This window comes from Micromonospora sp. DT47 (genome assembly GCF_049844475.1).
In the GTDB taxonomy this organism is placed as follows: Bacteria; Actinomycetota; Actinomycetes; order Mycobacteriales; family Micromonosporaceae; genus Micromonospora.
In genome coordinates this window covers 1-13,222 of the sequence record NZ_JBNCLC010000023.1, presented here as the reverse complement: position 1 = coordinate 13,222, position 13,222 = coordinate 1, and the positions used below count along the sequence as shown (strand labels likewise).

Genomic DNA, 13,222 nt, shown 5'->3' with positions numbered 1-13,222 from the left:
CCGATCAGGAATGAGCCGAGGGCGTGTCGTCACCGGAGAGGGCCTTCGGTCGCCCGACGGCGGTGCTTCGCGGTTCGGGGACGGCGCGGATCCGGGCGCGCAACAGCCGGTGCAGCACCACCAGGGGAACCACGCCGATCGGGTACCAGGCCAGATCCACCGGGTCGAACTGCACGCCCAGCGCCAGCCGTGCCACCAGGCTCCGCGCCGACAGCTCCGCCGGGACCCCGGTCAGCTGCCCGCACTCCACCAGCCAGCAGAACACGATGGCGATCGCGCCGGTCGGCACCGGCGCCATCCGGGGCCACAGGAACAGCACCCCGGCCCACACCATCGACGCGTACAGCGCTGTGCCCGAGTACTGCCGCAGCGCCCCGTCGTCGACGACGCGGATGAGCAGCGCGAGGGCCAGGAAGAGCGCCGCCGCCACCGGCATGAGCAGGCGCACCGTCCTCGGGGTGATCGACATTCCGGCGATGGCTAGGCGACCCGGGGTGCCGGGAGGATCGGGAACGCGCCGCGGTGGGCCGTACCCGAGATGTCACCGGTCTCGTCGACGGCCGGCGCCGGCGGCACGGCCGGGCCCGCGACGGCGGCCGCTGCACCCGGCCCGCCAGCGGTCAGGACGGTCGGCAGCGCGGCGGTCGGCGCGGCCGACGTCTCGATCTCGGCCAACAGGGTCCGCAGCGTGGGCACGTCGTCGACCGCCATCCGGAAGGAGCCCCGGCAGGTGGTGCCGTTCCACAGGGACAGCACCACCGCCCCGCGCTCCGGGTGGTAGCTGACCCGCATCGTCCGGTCGTCGCCCCTGGTGTCGGTGAACAGGTCACCGAAGCTGGGCATCGGTAGCACCTCTCCCATCGATCCAGCATGCCCGACCGTGGGGGCGCGGGAAAGCCCGTCAGTCGGGCAGGCGCGGCATCTCCAGCCCGGGATCGCGGCCGAGCAGCGTGGCCCGGGTCAGCGCCGCCGACCCGAACCGGTCCCGGACCGCGTCGACGGCCGCGTCGAGCTCGGCGCCGGGGTCGGGGGTGAACGGCAGTTCCGGCTGGACGGGCGCGTCGTCGAGGTTGCCGACCGACACGCCGATCAGGGTGATGCCACGCTGGTCGACCTCCGGCAGCGCCGCGCGCAGCAGCGCCCGGGCCGCGTCCAGCAGGGCGCCGGTCTGCGCCGTGGCCTTGCGCAGGGTGTGCGAGCGGGTGGCCCGGGTGTAGTCGGCGAAGCGCAGCCGCAGCACCACCGTGCGACCGGAGCGGTCGGCCGCCCGCATCCGGCGGGCCACCCGGTCGACGAGGCCGGACAGGGTCGCGTCGAGGTCGGCAGCCGAGCGGGGCTCGCGGCCGAGCGCGTGCTGCGCGCCCATCGACGAGCGGCGCCGACCGACCTGCACCGGCCGGGGGTCGCGGTTGTGCGCCAGCCCGTGCAGGTGCCGGCCGGCGCCGGCCCCGAGCAGGGAAACCAGGGTCGCCTCGCCGAGCCGGGCGACCTGCCCGACGGTACGGATGCCCCGGTCCCGCAGCTTCGCCGCGGTGACCGGCCCGACGCCCCAGAGCCGCTCCACCGGCAGGGGGTGCAGGAACGCCAGCTCGCCGTCCGGCGGCACGAGCAGCAGCCCGTCGGGCTTGGCCACCCCGCTGGCCACCTTCGCCAGGAACTTCGTCCGGGCCACCCCGACGGTGATCGGCAGGCCGACCGCGTCGCGGACCTCGCAGCGCAGCGCCGCGGCGATGTCCAGCGGCGGCCCGACCAGCCGGCGCAGGCCGGCCACGTCGAGGAACGCCTCGTCGATGGAGAGGCCCTCGACCATCGGCGTGGTCCGCCGGAAGATGTCGAACACCGCCCGGCTGGCCGCCGTGTAGGCCGCCATCCTCGGCGGCACGACCAGCGCGTCCGGGCAGAGCCGTCGGGCCTGTCGTCCGCCCATCGCGCTGCGCACGCCGTAGGCCTTCGCCTCGTAGCTGCACGCGAGCACCACCCCGCCACCCACGATCACCGGCCGGCCGCGCAGTCGGGGATCGTCCCGCTGCTCGACCGACGCGTAGAACGCGTCCAGGTCGGCGTGCAGGATGCTGGCGTCGTTAGACACGAACATATGTTCGCATGGCCGGCGCCGACGCCGCACTGACCTGCCCTGACGCCGTCCGGTCTCGCCTCGCGGTCAGGCCTCCAGCAGCTGCTTGAGCATGGCCAGGTCCTTCCGATTCGCCCGGCGCATCGCCGCCGCCAGCACCGGCGCGGCCACCGCCGCGAACCCGCTGGGTTCGCCCCGGTTGCGCAGGGTCATCCGGGTATGCCCCTCGCCCTCCGGTTGCCAGCGGTAGGTGGTCTCCATCGGGAACGGCCCCTGCGCCGTCCGCATCACCAGCCGCTCACCGGGGACCAGCTCGACGATCTCGTACGTGTACGCCAGCCGCCGGCCGAGGAAGTGCGCGACGAAGGCCGCCCGGGAGCCGACCCGCAGCGGCGGGGGCGTCAGCCACTCGACCGACTCGATGTTCAGGTACCAGGCCGGGGCGTTGCCGGGGTCGCCCGCGTACCCGGCCACCTCGGCGACCGGCCGGTCGATCACGACCTCGGTCACCACGTCCACGGCCACGGTGGCACTCCCGTCGCTCCTCGAATCCGCACGCCATCATTCTGCTCGCGGCTCCGGCGGCGGTACCCCGGGGTGAGGACGATTCACCCGGCCCCGGCCGGGTAACTGTCGCCATGGCCGAGCAGCGCACCGACACCGTCCGGTCGCCGCTGGACGAGGTCGCCGACCGCGGTGGCCGGGCGGTGGAGCGGGTACGGCGTGAGGGCTGGCGCGCCGGCCGGGTCCGGCTGCGCCAGTGGGAGGTCACCGCGGTGGTCGCCGTGCAGGCCGGACTGGCCGCCGCGCTCGCCGCCCTGCTCGCCCAAGGCGTGCTCGGCCCCGGTGCGCACGTCTTCGCCCCGGCCGCCGCCGTCGGTACGATCGCCACCGCCATCGGCCAGCGGGCCCGCCGCACCCTCGAACTGCTCGTCGGGGTGGGACTCGGCATCATCATCGGGGACGTCCTGCGCTTCGTGCTCGGCTCCGGTCCCTGGCAGACTGGGGCGGTCGTCGCCCTGGCGATCGCGACGGCGCTGGCGGTCGCCGGCCGGGGAGGGGCCCTGGTCGGTCAGGCGGGCGGTACCGCCGTCCTGATCTCCACCCTCGCGCCCATGCAACCGGGCCTGGAACTGCCCCGGATCTTCGACGCGCTGGTCGGCGGCGCGGTCGGCATCCTGGTGGTGGCCCTGCTGCTGCCGATCAACCCGTTCCGGGTGCTGGACCGGGCGGCGGCGCCGATCTTCGCCACTCTGACCGAGCAGCTGCACGAGGTGGCGCGGGCCCTGTCCGCCCGCGACGCCGACGCGGCGCTGCGGGCCCTGGACCGGCTGCGCGGGCTGGACGCCGACGTCGGGCGGCTGCACGAGGCGCTCAGCGGCGCCGAGGAGGTGGTCACCATCGCCCCGGCGCGCTGGCACCGGCGGGCGCAGTACCACCGGTACGCCCGCGGCGCCGAACACCTCGAGCGGGTCATCCTGTACGCCCGGTCCGTGGCCCGCCGGTCGGTGACCGCGCTCCAGTACGGCGAGCCGATCCCGGCGCAGCTTCCGCAGGCCATCGCCCGGCTGGCCGACGCCGTCGCCGAGCTGCGCCGCGAGGGCCAGGCCGTCGACGACCCGCAGCGGACCCGGCAGTGGGTACTGGAGAGCGCCGAGCTGGCGGGCCGGGCGTGGGCCGAGGGCGTGCGGTCCTTCGGCGACGCGGTCATCACTGACCTGCGGACGGCGGACAGCGAACTGCTCCGCGCGACCGGGTGCGAACCGGACGACGCCAACCGGATGGTGCGGCGCGCCGCCGGAGCCGGCGAGGCCAGCGTGCGCCCACCCGTCCGGGGCCACCTGCCGCGCAGGGCCCGGCCCGCCAGCGTGGCCCGGGCCCGCCGGCACTACCGGCGGGCCCGCAGCCACCGGCCCGTCCGGACGTCTTCGCCGCCGTCGCGATGACCTCAGGCGAGGGGCGCCGGCCGGCTCAGCCCTGCGCGGTGGGCGACGGCGGAGCGCTGCCGCCGTGCGGCGCCTCACCGGCCATCAGCCGGACGATCCCGGCCCGGTCGGCAGCCGACGGCAGGCCCCAGTCGGGCTGGTAGCCGTAGACGTCGCGCAGGGGAGTGGAGGCGGTGCGGCCGTCCAGGATCTCCACCGCGTCGGTGTCGATCAGCCCGGGGTGTTCGACGCCGCACGCCTCGGCGACCTTCACCAGGTCCCGCCGCAGCGTCCGGATGTAGTTGGCGGCCCGCACCGACTTCAGCGTCGGGTCGAGGCCGCGGGCGAGCCACGGGTTCTGGGTGGCCACCCCGGTGGGGCAGGTGTCGGTGTGGCACTTCTGCGCATGGATGCAGCCGATCGCCAGCATCGCCTCCCGGCCCACGTTGACCATGTCGCAGCCGAGCGCGAGCGCCACGATCGCGTTGTCCGGCAGGCCCAGCTTGCCGGCCCCGACGAAGACCGTGTTCTCGTGCAGGTCCTTCTCGGCGAAGGTCCGGTAGACCCGGGCGAAGCCCTGTTGGAACGGCAGCGACACCGAGTCGGTGAAGATCAGCGGGGCGGCGCCGGTGCCGCCCTCGCCGCCGTCGACGGTCACGAAGTCCACGCCCCGGCCGGTGTCGCGCATCAGCGTGGTCAGCTCGTCCCAGAAACCCAGGTCGCCGACGGCGGACTTGATGCCCACCGGCAGGCCGGTCTCGGCGGCGAGCAGCTCCACCCAGTCCAGCAGGCTGTCGCAGTCGGAGAACTCGGCGTGCCGGGACGGGCTGACACAGTCCTTCCCCTGCGGGACGCCGCGGGTCGCGGCGATCTCCGCCGACACCTTCGCCCCGGGCAGCAGCCCGCCGAGGCTGGGCTTCGCGCCCTGGCTGAGTTTCACCTCCAGCGCGCGCACCGGCGCGCCGGCCACCAGGTCCTTGAGCCTGCGGAGGTCGAACCGGCCGCGGTCGTCCCGGCACCCGAAGTACGCGGTGCCGATCTGCAACACCAGGTCGCCGCCGTTGCGGTGGTACGGCGACAGCCCGCCCTCGCCGGTGTTCTGCAGGCAGCCGGCCAGCGCCGCGCCCTTGTTCAGCGCGGTGATCGCGTTGCCCGACAGCGAGCCGAAGCTCATCCCGGAGATGTTGACGATCGACTCCGGCCGGAACGCCCGCGCGCGCCTCCGGGCCCCGCCGAGCACCTTCGCCGCCGGCAGCCGTACGTCGTGCCCGGCCGTCGGCGACGACGGCGGCACCGTCCGCGCGAACGTGCGGTGCTTGATGATCGGGTAGCCGGGGGTGTACTCGATGTCGTTGTCCGTGCCGAAGCCGAAGTAGTTGTTCTCCTGCTTCGCCGAGGCGTAGATCCAGCGCCGCTGGTCGCGGGTGAACGGCCGCTCCTCGTCGTTGCCGGCCACGATGTACTGCCGCAGCTCCGGCCCGATCGCCTCCAGCAGGTAGCGGGCCCGCCCGATCACCGGGAAGTTGCGCAGCAGCGCGTGGTCGCGCTGGAGGACGTCGCGGGCGGCCAGGCCCGCGAGGGCGGCGGCGACGACGGGTATTGCTCGACTGGCCCATTTCATGCCCGCCACACTTTCCGGCGCGGCCGTCCGTCAAACGGTCTACATCTGCGCCGGGGTGATGTCGACCATCCACGGGACGCCGAACCGGTCCTCGCACTGGCCGAACTCGTCGCCCCACATCTGCTTCTCCAGCGGCATCGACACGATGCCGCCCTCGGAGAGCTTCTCCCAGTAGCCGCGCAGTTCGTCGGCGTCGTTGCCGCTGAGGCTGATCGTGTTGCCGTTGCCCCGCCGCAGCTCCATGCCCGGCGGCATGTCCGAGGCCATCAGCACGTAGCCGCTGGTGGTGCGGAGCATGCCGTGCATGATCTGGTCGGCGATCGCGGGGTCCTCGGTGCCGAACTCGCGGAACGTGGTCAGGGACAGGTCGCCGCCGAACACCTGGTGGTAGAACTCCATCGCCTCGCGCGCGTTGCCAGCGAAGTTGAGGTACGGGTTGAGCTGCGATGCCATTGTGTCCTCCCTGAGTTGGTGACCGGGGGTCATCGTCGCACCGATCGGGCGCCCGCCGGGGCTTCACACGCCGGTGAAGGCTCCGGCGCGGGCTGCGGCGGCCGCCGCCCGGGCCGCCCGCTCCGCCACCGCCCTCGGCGCACTCCGCAGCAGCAGGAGTTCGTGGTAGACCGGCGCGGTCGCCGCCACCAGCAGCGCCCGCGCGTGGGTGCCGGCGGGGACCTCCCCCGGCGGACGACGACGGCACAGCGGTCGTACCGGTCGGCCCAGAAGGTGCGCAGCGCCTCGGCCGTCGGCGGGGAGCGGACGAGGCGGCGATGAGCGCGCCGGTGAGCCCACGGTAGCGTGGACCATCGCCGATGGATGGGGGTACGGAGGACGGGCTGTTCCTGCGCCAGTTCTCCGACGCCGAACTGCCGCCCGAAACGCCGCAGGGTCGGCGGGACAACGCGCCGTTCCCGGTCACCGCCCTGATCGGGCTCGACGACAGCGCCGACGACTTCACCATGCTCTACGCCGACGCGCGGGGCGTGCACCGCGTGTACCGGATGACGTTCGCCGACGGTCAGTGGCGGATGTGGCGGGCGGCCCCCGGCTTCCACCAGCGCTTCGTCGGCACGCTCAGCGCCGACGGCGCGACCGTCGACGGGCGGTGGGAGCGGTCAACGGACGGCCACGAGTGGGACCTGGACTTCGCCCTCACCTACCGCCGGGACGGGTGACCTCGCAATCCGCTCGCCCGACTCCTTCCCACCCCGGGCAGCTCGGCCGCCTCCTACACCGGGGGGCTGGCCTGGAAGGCGAGCCGGCGGTCGGCGTCGGCGGCGAGCTGCTCCAGGTCCACCACCCGCCTGCCCTTCGAGACCTTGTCCGCGACGCTGACCAGCAGATCCTCCATCGCGGCGGTTTCGCCACCCCCCACCGGTAGCCGGGAGGTCAGTGCCGGCGGAACGACTGGCGGACCACGCCGCCGACCAGCGCGCACCAGGTGCTGGTGGACACCTTGCCGTTGACCGGCAGCCCGTGCAGCCGCTGGATGTCCTGGACGGCCTTCATCGTGGCGTGGTCGTACTCGCCGGTCTCGAGGACGTCGGCGTAGCCCTTCCAGTTCAGGATGAACTGCACCGCCCGCACCGGAAGGCCGCTGGCGTCCTTGTCCAGCTCCGGCGCGAGGGTCTCCCAGGTCGGGCCGGTGATGGTGGCGTCGATGTCGACCGGGATGCCGTTGCGCAGCTGCCAGTCCTGCACCGCCGCCACGGTGGCGGGGTCGAAGGCGCTGTTCGGCGTGACGGCGTAGCCCCGGTAGGCGAGCAGGTACTGGGCGACGCGGACGGCGGGGGAGCCGACGAAGCGCCACAGGTCCGGCCAGCGACGGGCCGGCACGTCGGCCAGGTCGGTGCCGAGTTCGCGGAACACTCGCCGGCGGACGGCCGGGAAGAGGCGGTAAAATTCCGCGCCGGGGCACAGGGTGGTGCGGAAGTCCCAGTGGCCGAAGATGTCGTGGGCGTGCAGGCCGTACTGCCGGCAGATGGTGACGCAGAGCCTGACCAGCGAGTCGAGCAGCTCCTCCGGCGGCGTCTCGGTGACGTAGGTGCCCTCGTTCTCGATGCCGATCGACCGGCCGTTCTCGCCCGGGCAGTGCGCGGAGATCATCTGCCGGTCGCCGGCCTGGAGCCGCTCCAGGCTGCCGTGCCGTCCCTCCAGGACGTAGCCGCCGCGGCTGATGGTGAAGTGCTGGCCGGTGTCGGACCAGCCGTTGCCGTCGATGTGCAGGTTCTGGCAGTCCCGGGCGAGCTTGATCGCCTGTGCCTCGGAGTAGTCGGTGACGTTCGGGAACGCCATATGGTGCACGATGATCTTGTTGGTCGGGATGGCGCTGATCGACAGCGGGTCCTTCGGCGGGCGGGCGCCCCACTCGTCGCAGCTGATGATCCAGTCCAGGTCCGCGCCGGGGTCGGCCTGCGCGGCGGCCGGGAAGGCCAGTTCGGACCCGACGACCGCGACGGTGGCCGCGCCCAGACCGGCCCGCAGCAGGGTACGACGGTCGAGTTCAGGGTGGTCGACGTGCATGGCATCTCCTCGGCGGGGTCCGGCGGCGGATCAGGGGGTGATGAAAATGAGCTCCAGAAGGCGCGCGTGAGGTGGAGGATATTGCCATGAGTGGCCCGAGCGCTAGAGGTCGGCGTCGATCCTTTCGGTCGACCGGGGTCGCGCCGTCACCGGGAGGAGCGGCCGTCCAGTCCCAGCAGGTCGACGATCCGCAGCAGCTCCTCGACCCGCCGCGCCACCCGTTCCGGGCTCAGCGGGAGCCGGCCGGTGACCACCGTGTACAGCTCGTCGCCGATGACCGTCCACGGCGGCACCACCCCGGCGACGTGGGCGTGCAGCACCCGGCGCCGCGTCCACTCCCGCCACCGCCGGTACGTGCACCCGCCCAGACCAGAACGAGGACCAGGGCCAGCATGGGAAGCACGCCGGTGCGCCGGGCGAGCTCGTGCGAGGCGAGCCGGATCGGCACCCCGGCGCCACCGGCAGGCAGCTCATCAGCAGCACGATTCCGGCGAAGCCGAAGACCGGGCCGGACGGCCGGCGGTGATGGCCGACCGGCATCAGGCTCCGGGGCCGCTCGCCGGGCCCGGATCGCGTCGCGACGACCAGGTTAGGAGGCCGGCGCCACACTCAGCCCCGGGTGCGGCATCCGCCAGCCCTCGGCCAGCCGGGACGGGTGCACGTTGCGTCCACCGCCGAAGAACTCGCAGAACTTCATGATCAGCGGATCCCAGCTCAGCGGGTCCACGTACGACGTACCCGGGATCACCAGCTCCTCCTCGACGTGCGCGCGCAGCACCTCCACCTCGAACGCGGTGGCGTGCGCGTCCGGCTGGCCGAACGGGTGCGCGGCCGCCACCCGGCACTCCAGCTGGATCGGGCACTGCGCCACCCGGGGCGGCGCGACCAGGTCCGACGGCTGGGCGGTCAGCCCGGCGAGCGCGAACTTGTCCGGCTCGTACCGGTAGCCCTGCTCCGCCTTGTGGGCGGGCACCGGTGACCGGCCGGTGGTCAGCGCGATCCGATCCACCGCGTCGACCATCGCCGAGGAGGGCAGGTTGAGCACGCACTCGCCCTCGCGCCGCAGGTTCGCCGTCGTCTGGCCGCTGTCGCCCAGGCCGAGCATCGCCGACCGGCCCAGCCACCAGGCCGACGACATGGGGGCGAGGTTGGCGGTGCCGTCGGCGTTGCGTGAGCTGATCAGCACCACCGGGGTCCCGAAGTAGAGCACCTTGAGTCCGGGGACGACGTGCATGGTCCCGCCTTTCGCGAGGGTCGAGCTGCCACCGCCGCGCCTGGTGCGCGGGCCGCTCTCGACTCTCCGCGACGGCGGCGACCGTCGCTGGCGGCGATCGGACGTCGCGCTCCTCCCCGGACGCCACCCGACCGCGCCGGCACCCCTGCGGGTCAGCCCAGCCCGAGCACCGCGACGTGCCCGAGGTGGTCCGACGCTCACAGCCCGCCAGCGGTCTGCCGCCGGTTGCCGAACAGAGCGCTGCGGACCGCCGTGACCGGGCCCCCGCAGTTACCGCTCCGGACGTCGCGGTCGGCCGCCGGCGAACCGGTCCAGGGCGCGCAGCACGTGCTGGCGCGTCGCGGTCGTGCCGAAGTGTCCGGCGTCCTCGATGACGATCAGCTCCGCGTCCTTCCACACCTGGTGCAGCTCCCAGGCGGTGGCGAGCGGGCTGCCCAGGTCGAGCCGGCCGTGGATCAGCACGGCGGGGATGCCGGCCAGCCGGTCCGCGTCGCGCAGCAGTTGCCCTTCCTCCAGCCAGGCGCCGTTGGCGAAGTAGCGCGCGCAGATCCGGACCATGGCCGTACGGGCGTCCGACGGGCGGTCGCCGTACGGGTTGCCGGCGCCCTCCCCGGAGACCACCGCGTCCTCCCAGGCGCACCAGTCGGTGGTGGCCCGCTCCCGCACCGCCGGGTCGGGGTCCTCCACCAGCCGGGCGTACGCGCCGACGACGTCGCCGTCGCGGGGCGTGCCCGGGGCGCCGGCGAGGAAGCGGTCCCACTGCTCGGGGAAGAACCGGCCCACCCCCCGGTAGAGCCAGTCGATCTCCGACCGGCGGGTGCTGGTGACCGCGGCGATGACGATCTCGGAGACCCGTTCGGGGTGCCGTTCGGCGTACGCCAGGATCAGGGTGGAGCCCCACGATCCGCCGTAGAGCAGCCAGCGGTCGACGCCGAGGTGCGCGCGCAGCCGTTCCATGTCGGCGATCAGGTGCGGGGTGGTGTTGTGCCGCAGGTCGGTGCCCGGGTCGCTGGCGTGCGGCGTGCTGCGCCCGCAGTTGCGCTGGTCGAACAGGACCACCCGGTAGCGCTCGGGGTCGAAGAGTTGGCGGGCCCGGGTGCCGCACCCCGAACCCGGCCCGCCGTGCACGACGAGCGCCGGCTTGCCGTCCGGGTTGCCGCAGACCTCCCAGTACACGGCGTTGCCGTCGCCCACGTCGAGCATCCCGTGGTCGTACGGCTCGATCGGCGGATACAGCTCGTCCACGTGCGGACCTCCCCAGACGGATGCAACAGCGCTGTTACATTACTCCACATGTCCGACCGCGCCCCCGGCCCCGAGCTCCTCGGCACCCGCCTCCGCCACCTGCTGGAGCTGCTCGACGGCGACGTCGCCGCCCTCTACGCCGACCTGGGCCTGCCAGGTTTCCGGCCCCGGTACACGCCGGTCATCCGGGTCCTGGCGCGCACCGGCCCCGCCTCGATCCGCGACCTCGCCGCGGCCACCGGGGTGACCCACTCCGCCGCCAGCCAGACCGTCGCGCAGCTGACCCGCGACCAGCTCGTCACCCTCGCTCCGGGCGCCGACGCCCGGCAGCGCATCGTCCACCTCACCGAAAGAGCCGAGTCGCTGCTGCCCGTCCTGGACGCCGAATGGTCCGCCACGACGGCGGCCGCCGCCCGGTTCGAGGCGGAGCTGTCGTACCCGCTGAGCCGGCTCGTCGACGAGGCGCTCGACGCCCTGCGCCGGCGCCCGATGCGCCAACGCATCGCCGACGTGGCCCCGCAGCTCACCGCCCACCACCCCGACCGGGACCGGGCGCCGGACTGACCGGCGCCGGTCAGCCGACGAGGCCGGCCACGCCGGTGGAGCCGGCGACATCCTGCCGGAACCGGTGTTCCAGGCGATGATCCGTGGCCGCCTCACCCGGCCGGACGTCGCAGCCGGCTTCGTCCTCGCCGGCTTCCAGGGGCGGATGGGCCCGGCGGCGTCGTTCGACTCCCTGCCCGCCGAGCTCGGCACACCCGTCGACCGGGTGATCGACCTGGTGCTGCCCGACGCCGAGGTCGTGCGCCGCCTCTCCGGCCGCCGTACCTGCCGCGGCTGTGGCAGGATCTGGCGCACCGAGTTCACCCCACCGGCGCGCCCCGCCGTCTGCGACCGCTGCGGTGGGAGCTGTTCCAGCGGTACGACGACGACCCCGAGCGGGTCATCGCGGGCCTGGCGTCCTACCGGCCGGCGGTGGGGTTCGTCCTCGGCCACTACCGGGCACTGGGCACGCTGGTGTCGGTCGACGCGACCCTGCCGCCGGCGACGAAGAAAGTTTCTATGATGCCGACAAGTGGATGGCCTACCTGATCGACGTCGCAGGAGTGCCGGCCGGCGGAGCGGGTATGCGCCGCGCCGGAGGCGGGCGCCTCCGGGATCGAGGGGTCATGGGAGCCGCCGCCGGATTCGTCGGCCTGGTCATCATCGTCGCGGTCGTGGCGGTGCTGCTGTCGCTGAGCGTACGGATGGTGCAGCAGTACCAGCGGGGGATCGTGTTCCGCTTCGGGCGGGTGCTGGAGCGCGTCCGCCAGCCCGGTCTGCACCTGATCGTGCCGATCGCCGACCGGATGGTCCGGGTCAGCATGCAGACCACCGTGATCGGGGTACCCGCGCAGGGCGCGATCACCCGCGACAACGTCACGCTCACCGTCGACGCGGTCGTCTACTACCGGGTGGTCGACCCGGTGAAGGTGCTGGTCAACGTGCGGGACTACCCCTCCGCGGTGCTCCAGGTCGCGCAGACCGCGCTGCGCTCGGTGATCGGCAAGGCCGACCTGGACACGCTGCTCGGCGACCGGGACCGGATCAACGCGGAACTGAAGTCGGTCATCGACGCCCCGACGGAGAAGCCGTGGGGGCTGCTCATCGAACGGGTCGAGGTGAAGGACGTGTCGCTGCCCGAGGGGATGAAGCGCTCGATGTCCCGCCAGGCCGAGGCGGAGCGGGAACGCCGAGCCCGGGTGATCGCCGCCGACGGCGAGTTCCAGGCGTCCCGCCGGCTCGCCGACGCCTCCCAGGCGATGGCGAACACGCCGGGGGCGTACCAGCTGCGGTTGCTGCAGACGGTGGTGGAAGTCGCGGCAGAGAAGAACAGCACCCTGGTCATGCCGATCCCGGTGGAGCTGCTGCGCTTCTTCAGCGATTTCACCCGGCCCGCCCGGGAGGCCGGGTCCGCCCGGCCCGACCTGGAGTCGATGACCGGCTCGCCCGTGGTGCCGAGCGGGGACGGCCACCCCCGGGAGGGGCACCGGTAGCGCCGGTCGCCGACCGAGAATCATCGGGTACGGCGGACGACCGGACGCGGCGGCGTCGGCAGCACCACCGGGACGGCCACCGTCAACATCCTCTCGCCGGCGCCGACCCAGGAGGCGACCGAGGTCCGCTACCGGGATGCGGGCCGGGGCTTCGCCGTTCGGGGCGGGGGTGAAGGCCCGCGCGGGAGGGCCGGCTGGGCCCGAGGGTGCTCTAACCCGGCTGATTCTGCTGCTCGATGTACTGGCGCAGGACGGTCAATGGTGCGCCGCCGACGGACCCGGCGAAGTAGGAGGCTGACCACATCAGCGGCGAGCGCAAGGGCCGCAAGGTGGCTCCGCCCCGGTTCCGGTGCCGCAGGGACAACCGGCAGGCCATCCGGTTCACCGTGAACGCCCGGTTCAGGGTGCTCGACAACGGCCGGCTCCGCCTGCCGAAGGTCGGGGACGTGGCGGTGCGCTGGTCCAGGCGCCTGCCGGCGGCGCCCAGCTCGGTCACGGTCATCCGGGATGCGGCGGGACGGTACTTCGCCTCGTTCGTGGTGGCCACCGCCGACGAACCGCTGC

General features: G+C 73.6%; 18 protein-coding genes and 1 pseudogene. 6 read left to right on the top strand and 13 right to left on the bottom strand.

The features are described from left to right. Nucleotides 1–4: 4 nt before the first annotated feature. The 4 genes from ACLQ2U_RS26235 to ACLQ2U_RS26220 all read right to left on the bottom strand — a co-directional run bounded on the left by ACLQ2U_RS26235 (nt 5) and on the right by ACLQ2U_RS26220 (nt 2,599). On the bottom strand, nt 5–469 hold the full coding sequence (locus ACLQ2U_RS26235) for a DUF2809 domain-containing protein (RefSeq protein ID WP_425753589.1): 465 nt from the start codon (nt 467–469) through the stop codon (nt 5–7). Between the two features lie 11 nt (nt 470–480). Further along, nucleotides 481–843 (bottom strand): hypothetical protein, encoded by a 363-nt coding sequence (locus ACLQ2U_RS26230; protein WP_425753588.1) that lies wholly within the window; start codon nt 841–843, stop codon nt 481–483. Nucleotides 844–901: 58 nt separating this feature from the next. After that, nucleotides 902–2,089, bottom strand: coding sequence for a DNA polymerase IV (gene dinB / locus ACLQ2U_RS26225; RefSeq protein WP_425753587.1), 1,188 nt, complete (start codon nt 2,087–2,089; stop codon nt 902–904). Nucleotides 2,090–2,161: 72 nt separating this feature from the next. Further along, complete coding sequence (locus ACLQ2U_RS26220) at nt 2,162–2,599, bottom strand: SRPBCC family protein (protein ID WP_425753586.1); 438 nt, start codon at nt 2,597–2,599, stop codon at nt 2,162–2,164. A 113-nt stretch (nt 2,600–2,712) separates the two neighbouring features. On the opposite strand from ACLQ2U_RS26220, the gene ACLQ2U_RS26215 reads away from it, so the two are divergent. Continuing rightward, nucleotides 2,713–4,020 carry an FUSC family protein gene (locus tag ACLQ2U_RS26215; RefSeq protein ID WP_425753585.1) on the top strand — a complete coding sequence of 436 codons (1,308 nt, stop codon included), beginning with the start codon at nt 2,713–2,715 and terminating at the stop codon, nt 4,018–4,020. Between the two features lie 25 nt (nt 4,021–4,045). Here ACLQ2U_RS26215 and ACLQ2U_RS26210 read toward each other — a convergent pair whose 3' ends face one another. From ACLQ2U_RS26210 to ACLQ2U_RS26200, 3 genes are all read right to left on the bottom strand, one after another. Next, nucleotides 4,046–5,620, bottom strand: a complete 1,575-nt coding sequence (locus tag ACLQ2U_RS26210; RefSeq protein WP_425753584.1) for a glutamate synthase-related protein — start codon at nt 5,618–5,620, stop codon at nt 4,046–4,048. 39 nt (nt 5,621–5,659) lie between these two features. After that, nucleotides 5,660–6,073, bottom strand: a complete 414-nt coding sequence (locus ACLQ2U_RS26205; RefSeq protein ID WP_425753583.1) for a VOC family protein — start codon at nt 6,071–6,073, stop codon at nt 5,660–5,662. A 63-nt stretch (nt 6,074–6,136) separates the two neighbouring features. Next, a complete protein-coding gene (locus ACLQ2U_RS26200) occupies nt 6,137–6,262 on the bottom strand; it encodes a hypothetical protein (protein ID WP_425753582.1) in 126 nt (41 codons plus the stop codon). A 170-nt stretch (nt 6,263–6,432) separates the two neighbouring features. Here ACLQ2U_RS26200 and ACLQ2U_RS26195 point away from each other — a divergent pair, with 170 nt between their 5' ends. Next, nucleotides 6,433–6,795 carry a hypothetical protein gene (locus tag ACLQ2U_RS26195; RefSeq protein ID WP_425753581.1) on the top strand — a complete coding sequence of 121 codons (363 nt, stop codon included), beginning with the start codon at nt 6,433–6,435 and terminating at the stop codon, nt 6,793–6,795. A 53-nt stretch (nt 6,796–6,848) separates the two neighbouring features. Here ACLQ2U_RS26195 and ACLQ2U_RS26190 read toward each other — a convergent pair whose 3' ends face one another. The 5 genes from ACLQ2U_RS26190 to pip all read right to left on the bottom strand — a co-directional run bounded on the left by ACLQ2U_RS26190 (nt 6,849) and on the right by pip (nt 10,622). Further along, nucleotides 6,849–6,971 (bottom strand): hypothetical protein, encoded by a 123-nt coding sequence (locus tag ACLQ2U_RS26190; protein WP_425753580.1) that lies wholly within the window; start codon nt 6,969–6,971, stop codon nt 6,849–6,851. Between the two features lie 38 nt (nt 6,972–7,009). Beyond that, a complete protein-coding gene (locus tag ACLQ2U_RS26185) occupies nt 7,010–8,143 on the bottom strand; it encodes a peptidoglycan recognition protein family protein (protein WP_425753578.1) in 1,134 nt (377 codons plus the stop codon). Between the two features lie 146 nt (nt 8,144–8,289). Next, nucleotides 8,290–8,463, bottom strand: coding sequence for a hypothetical protein (locus ACLQ2U_RS26180; RefSeq protein WP_425753577.1), 174 nt, complete (start codon nt 8,461–8,463; stop codon nt 8,290–8,292). A gap of 269 nt (nt 8,464–8,732) precedes the next feature. Further along, the gene (locus ACLQ2U_RS26175) at nt 8,733–9,377 is read right to left on the bottom strand and encodes a flavin reductase family protein (RefSeq protein ID WP_425753575.1); all 645 of its coding nucleotides are present in this window, start codon (nt 9,375–9,377) and stop codon (nt 8,733–8,735) included. Between the two features lie 270 nt (nt 9,378–9,647). Then, the gene (pip, locus tag ACLQ2U_RS26170) at nt 9,648–10,622 is read right to left on the bottom strand and encodes a prolyl aminopeptidase (RefSeq protein WP_425753573.1); all 975 of its coding nucleotides are present in this window, start codon (nt 10,620–10,622) and stop codon (nt 9,648–9,650) included. A gap of 48 nt (nt 10,623–10,670) precedes the next feature. Here pip and ACLQ2U_RS26165 point away from each other — a divergent pair, with 48 nt between their 5' ends. The 3 genes from ACLQ2U_RS26165 to ACLQ2U_RS26155 all read left to right on the top strand — a co-directional run bounded on the left by ACLQ2U_RS26165 (nt 10,671) and on the right by ACLQ2U_RS26155 (nt 12,658). Further along, the gene (locus ACLQ2U_RS26165) at nt 10,671–11,186 is read left to right on the top strand and encodes a MarR family winged helix-turn-helix transcriptional regulator (RefSeq protein ID WP_425753571.1); all 516 of its coding nucleotides are present in this window, start codon (nt 10,671–10,673) and stop codon (nt 11,184–11,186) included. 49 nt (nt 11,187–11,235) lie between these two features. Next, nucleotides 11,236–11,688 (top strand): adenylate kinase family protein, encoded by a 453-nt coding sequence (locus ACLQ2U_RS26160; RefSeq protein ID WP_425753662.1) that lies wholly within the window; start codon nt 11,236–11,238, stop codon nt 11,686–11,688. A 103-nt stretch (nt 11,689–11,791) separates the two neighbouring features. Continuing rightward, nucleotides 11,792–12,658 (top strand): SPFH domain-containing protein, encoded by an 867-nt coding sequence (locus ACLQ2U_RS26155; protein ID WP_425753569.1) that lies wholly within the window; start codon nt 11,792–11,794, stop codon nt 12,656–12,658. 211 nt (nt 12,659–12,869) lie between these two features. Here the strand turns inward: ACLQ2U_RS26155 and ACLQ2U_RS26150 are convergent, their stop codons facing one another. After that, nucleotides 12,870–13,034, bottom strand: a complete 165-nt coding sequence (locus tag ACLQ2U_RS26150; protein WP_425753661.1) for a transposase — start codon at nt 13,032–13,034, stop codon at nt 12,870–12,872. Between ACLQ2U_RS26150 and ACLQ2U_RS26145 the strand changes: the two are divergent. Beyond that, nucleotides 12,988–13,222 (top strand): annotated as a pseudogene (locus tag ACLQ2U_RS26145) (RNA-guided endonuclease TnpB family protein); the annotation flags it as partial. The gene ACLQ2U_RS26150 and the pseudogene ACLQ2U_RS26145 overlap by 47 nt on opposite strands.

Coding starts and splice junctions, on each gene's coding strand:
- ACLQ2U_RS26155 (WP_425753569.1), top strand. CDS start 11,792: ATGGGAGCCGCCGCCGGATTCGTCGGCCTGGTCATCATCGTCGCGGTC.
- ACLQ2U_RS26195 (WP_425753581.1), top strand. CDS start 6,433: ATGGATGGGGGTACGGAGGACGGGCTGTTCCTGCGCCAGTTCTCCGAC.
- ACLQ2U_RS26235 (WP_425753589.1), bottom strand. CDS start 469: ATGTCGATCACCCCGAGGACGGTGCGCCTGCTCATGCCGGTGGCGGCG.
- ACLQ2U_RS26205 (WP_425753583.1), bottom strand. CDS start 6,073: ATGGCATCGCAGCTCAACCCGTACCTCAACTTCGCTGGCAACGCGCGC.
- ACLQ2U_RS26230 (WP_425753588.1), bottom strand. CDS start 843: ATGCCCAGCTTCGGTGACCTGTTCACCGACACCAGGGGCGACGACCGG.
- ACLQ2U_RS26175 (WP_425753575.1), bottom strand. CDS start 9,377: ATGCACGTCGTCCCCGGACTCAAGGTGCTCTACTTCGGGACCCCGGTG.
- ACLQ2U_RS26165 (WP_425753571.1), top strand. CDS start 10,671: ATGTCCGACCGCGCCCCCGGCCCCGAGCTCCTCGGCACCCGCCTCCGC.
- ACLQ2U_RS26185 (WP_425753578.1), bottom strand. CDS start 8,143: ATGCACGTCGACCACCCTGAACTCGACCGTCGTACCCTGCTGCGGGCC.
- ACLQ2U_RS26190 (WP_425753580.1), bottom strand. CDS start 6,971: ATGGAGGATCTGCTGGTCAGCGTCGCGGACAAGGTCTCGAAGGGCAGG.
- ACLQ2U_RS26210 (WP_425753584.1), bottom strand. CDS start 5,620: ATGAAATGGGCCAGTCGAGCAATACCCGTCGTCGCCGCCGCCCTCGCG.
- ACLQ2U_RS26215 (WP_425753585.1), top strand. CDS start 2,713: ATGGCCGAGCAGCGCACCGACACCGTCCGGTCGCCGCTGGACGAGGTC.
- ACLQ2U_RS26150 (WP_425753661.1), bottom strand. CDS start 13,034: ATGGCCTGCCGGTTGTCCCTGCGGCACCGGAACCGGGGCGGAGCCACC.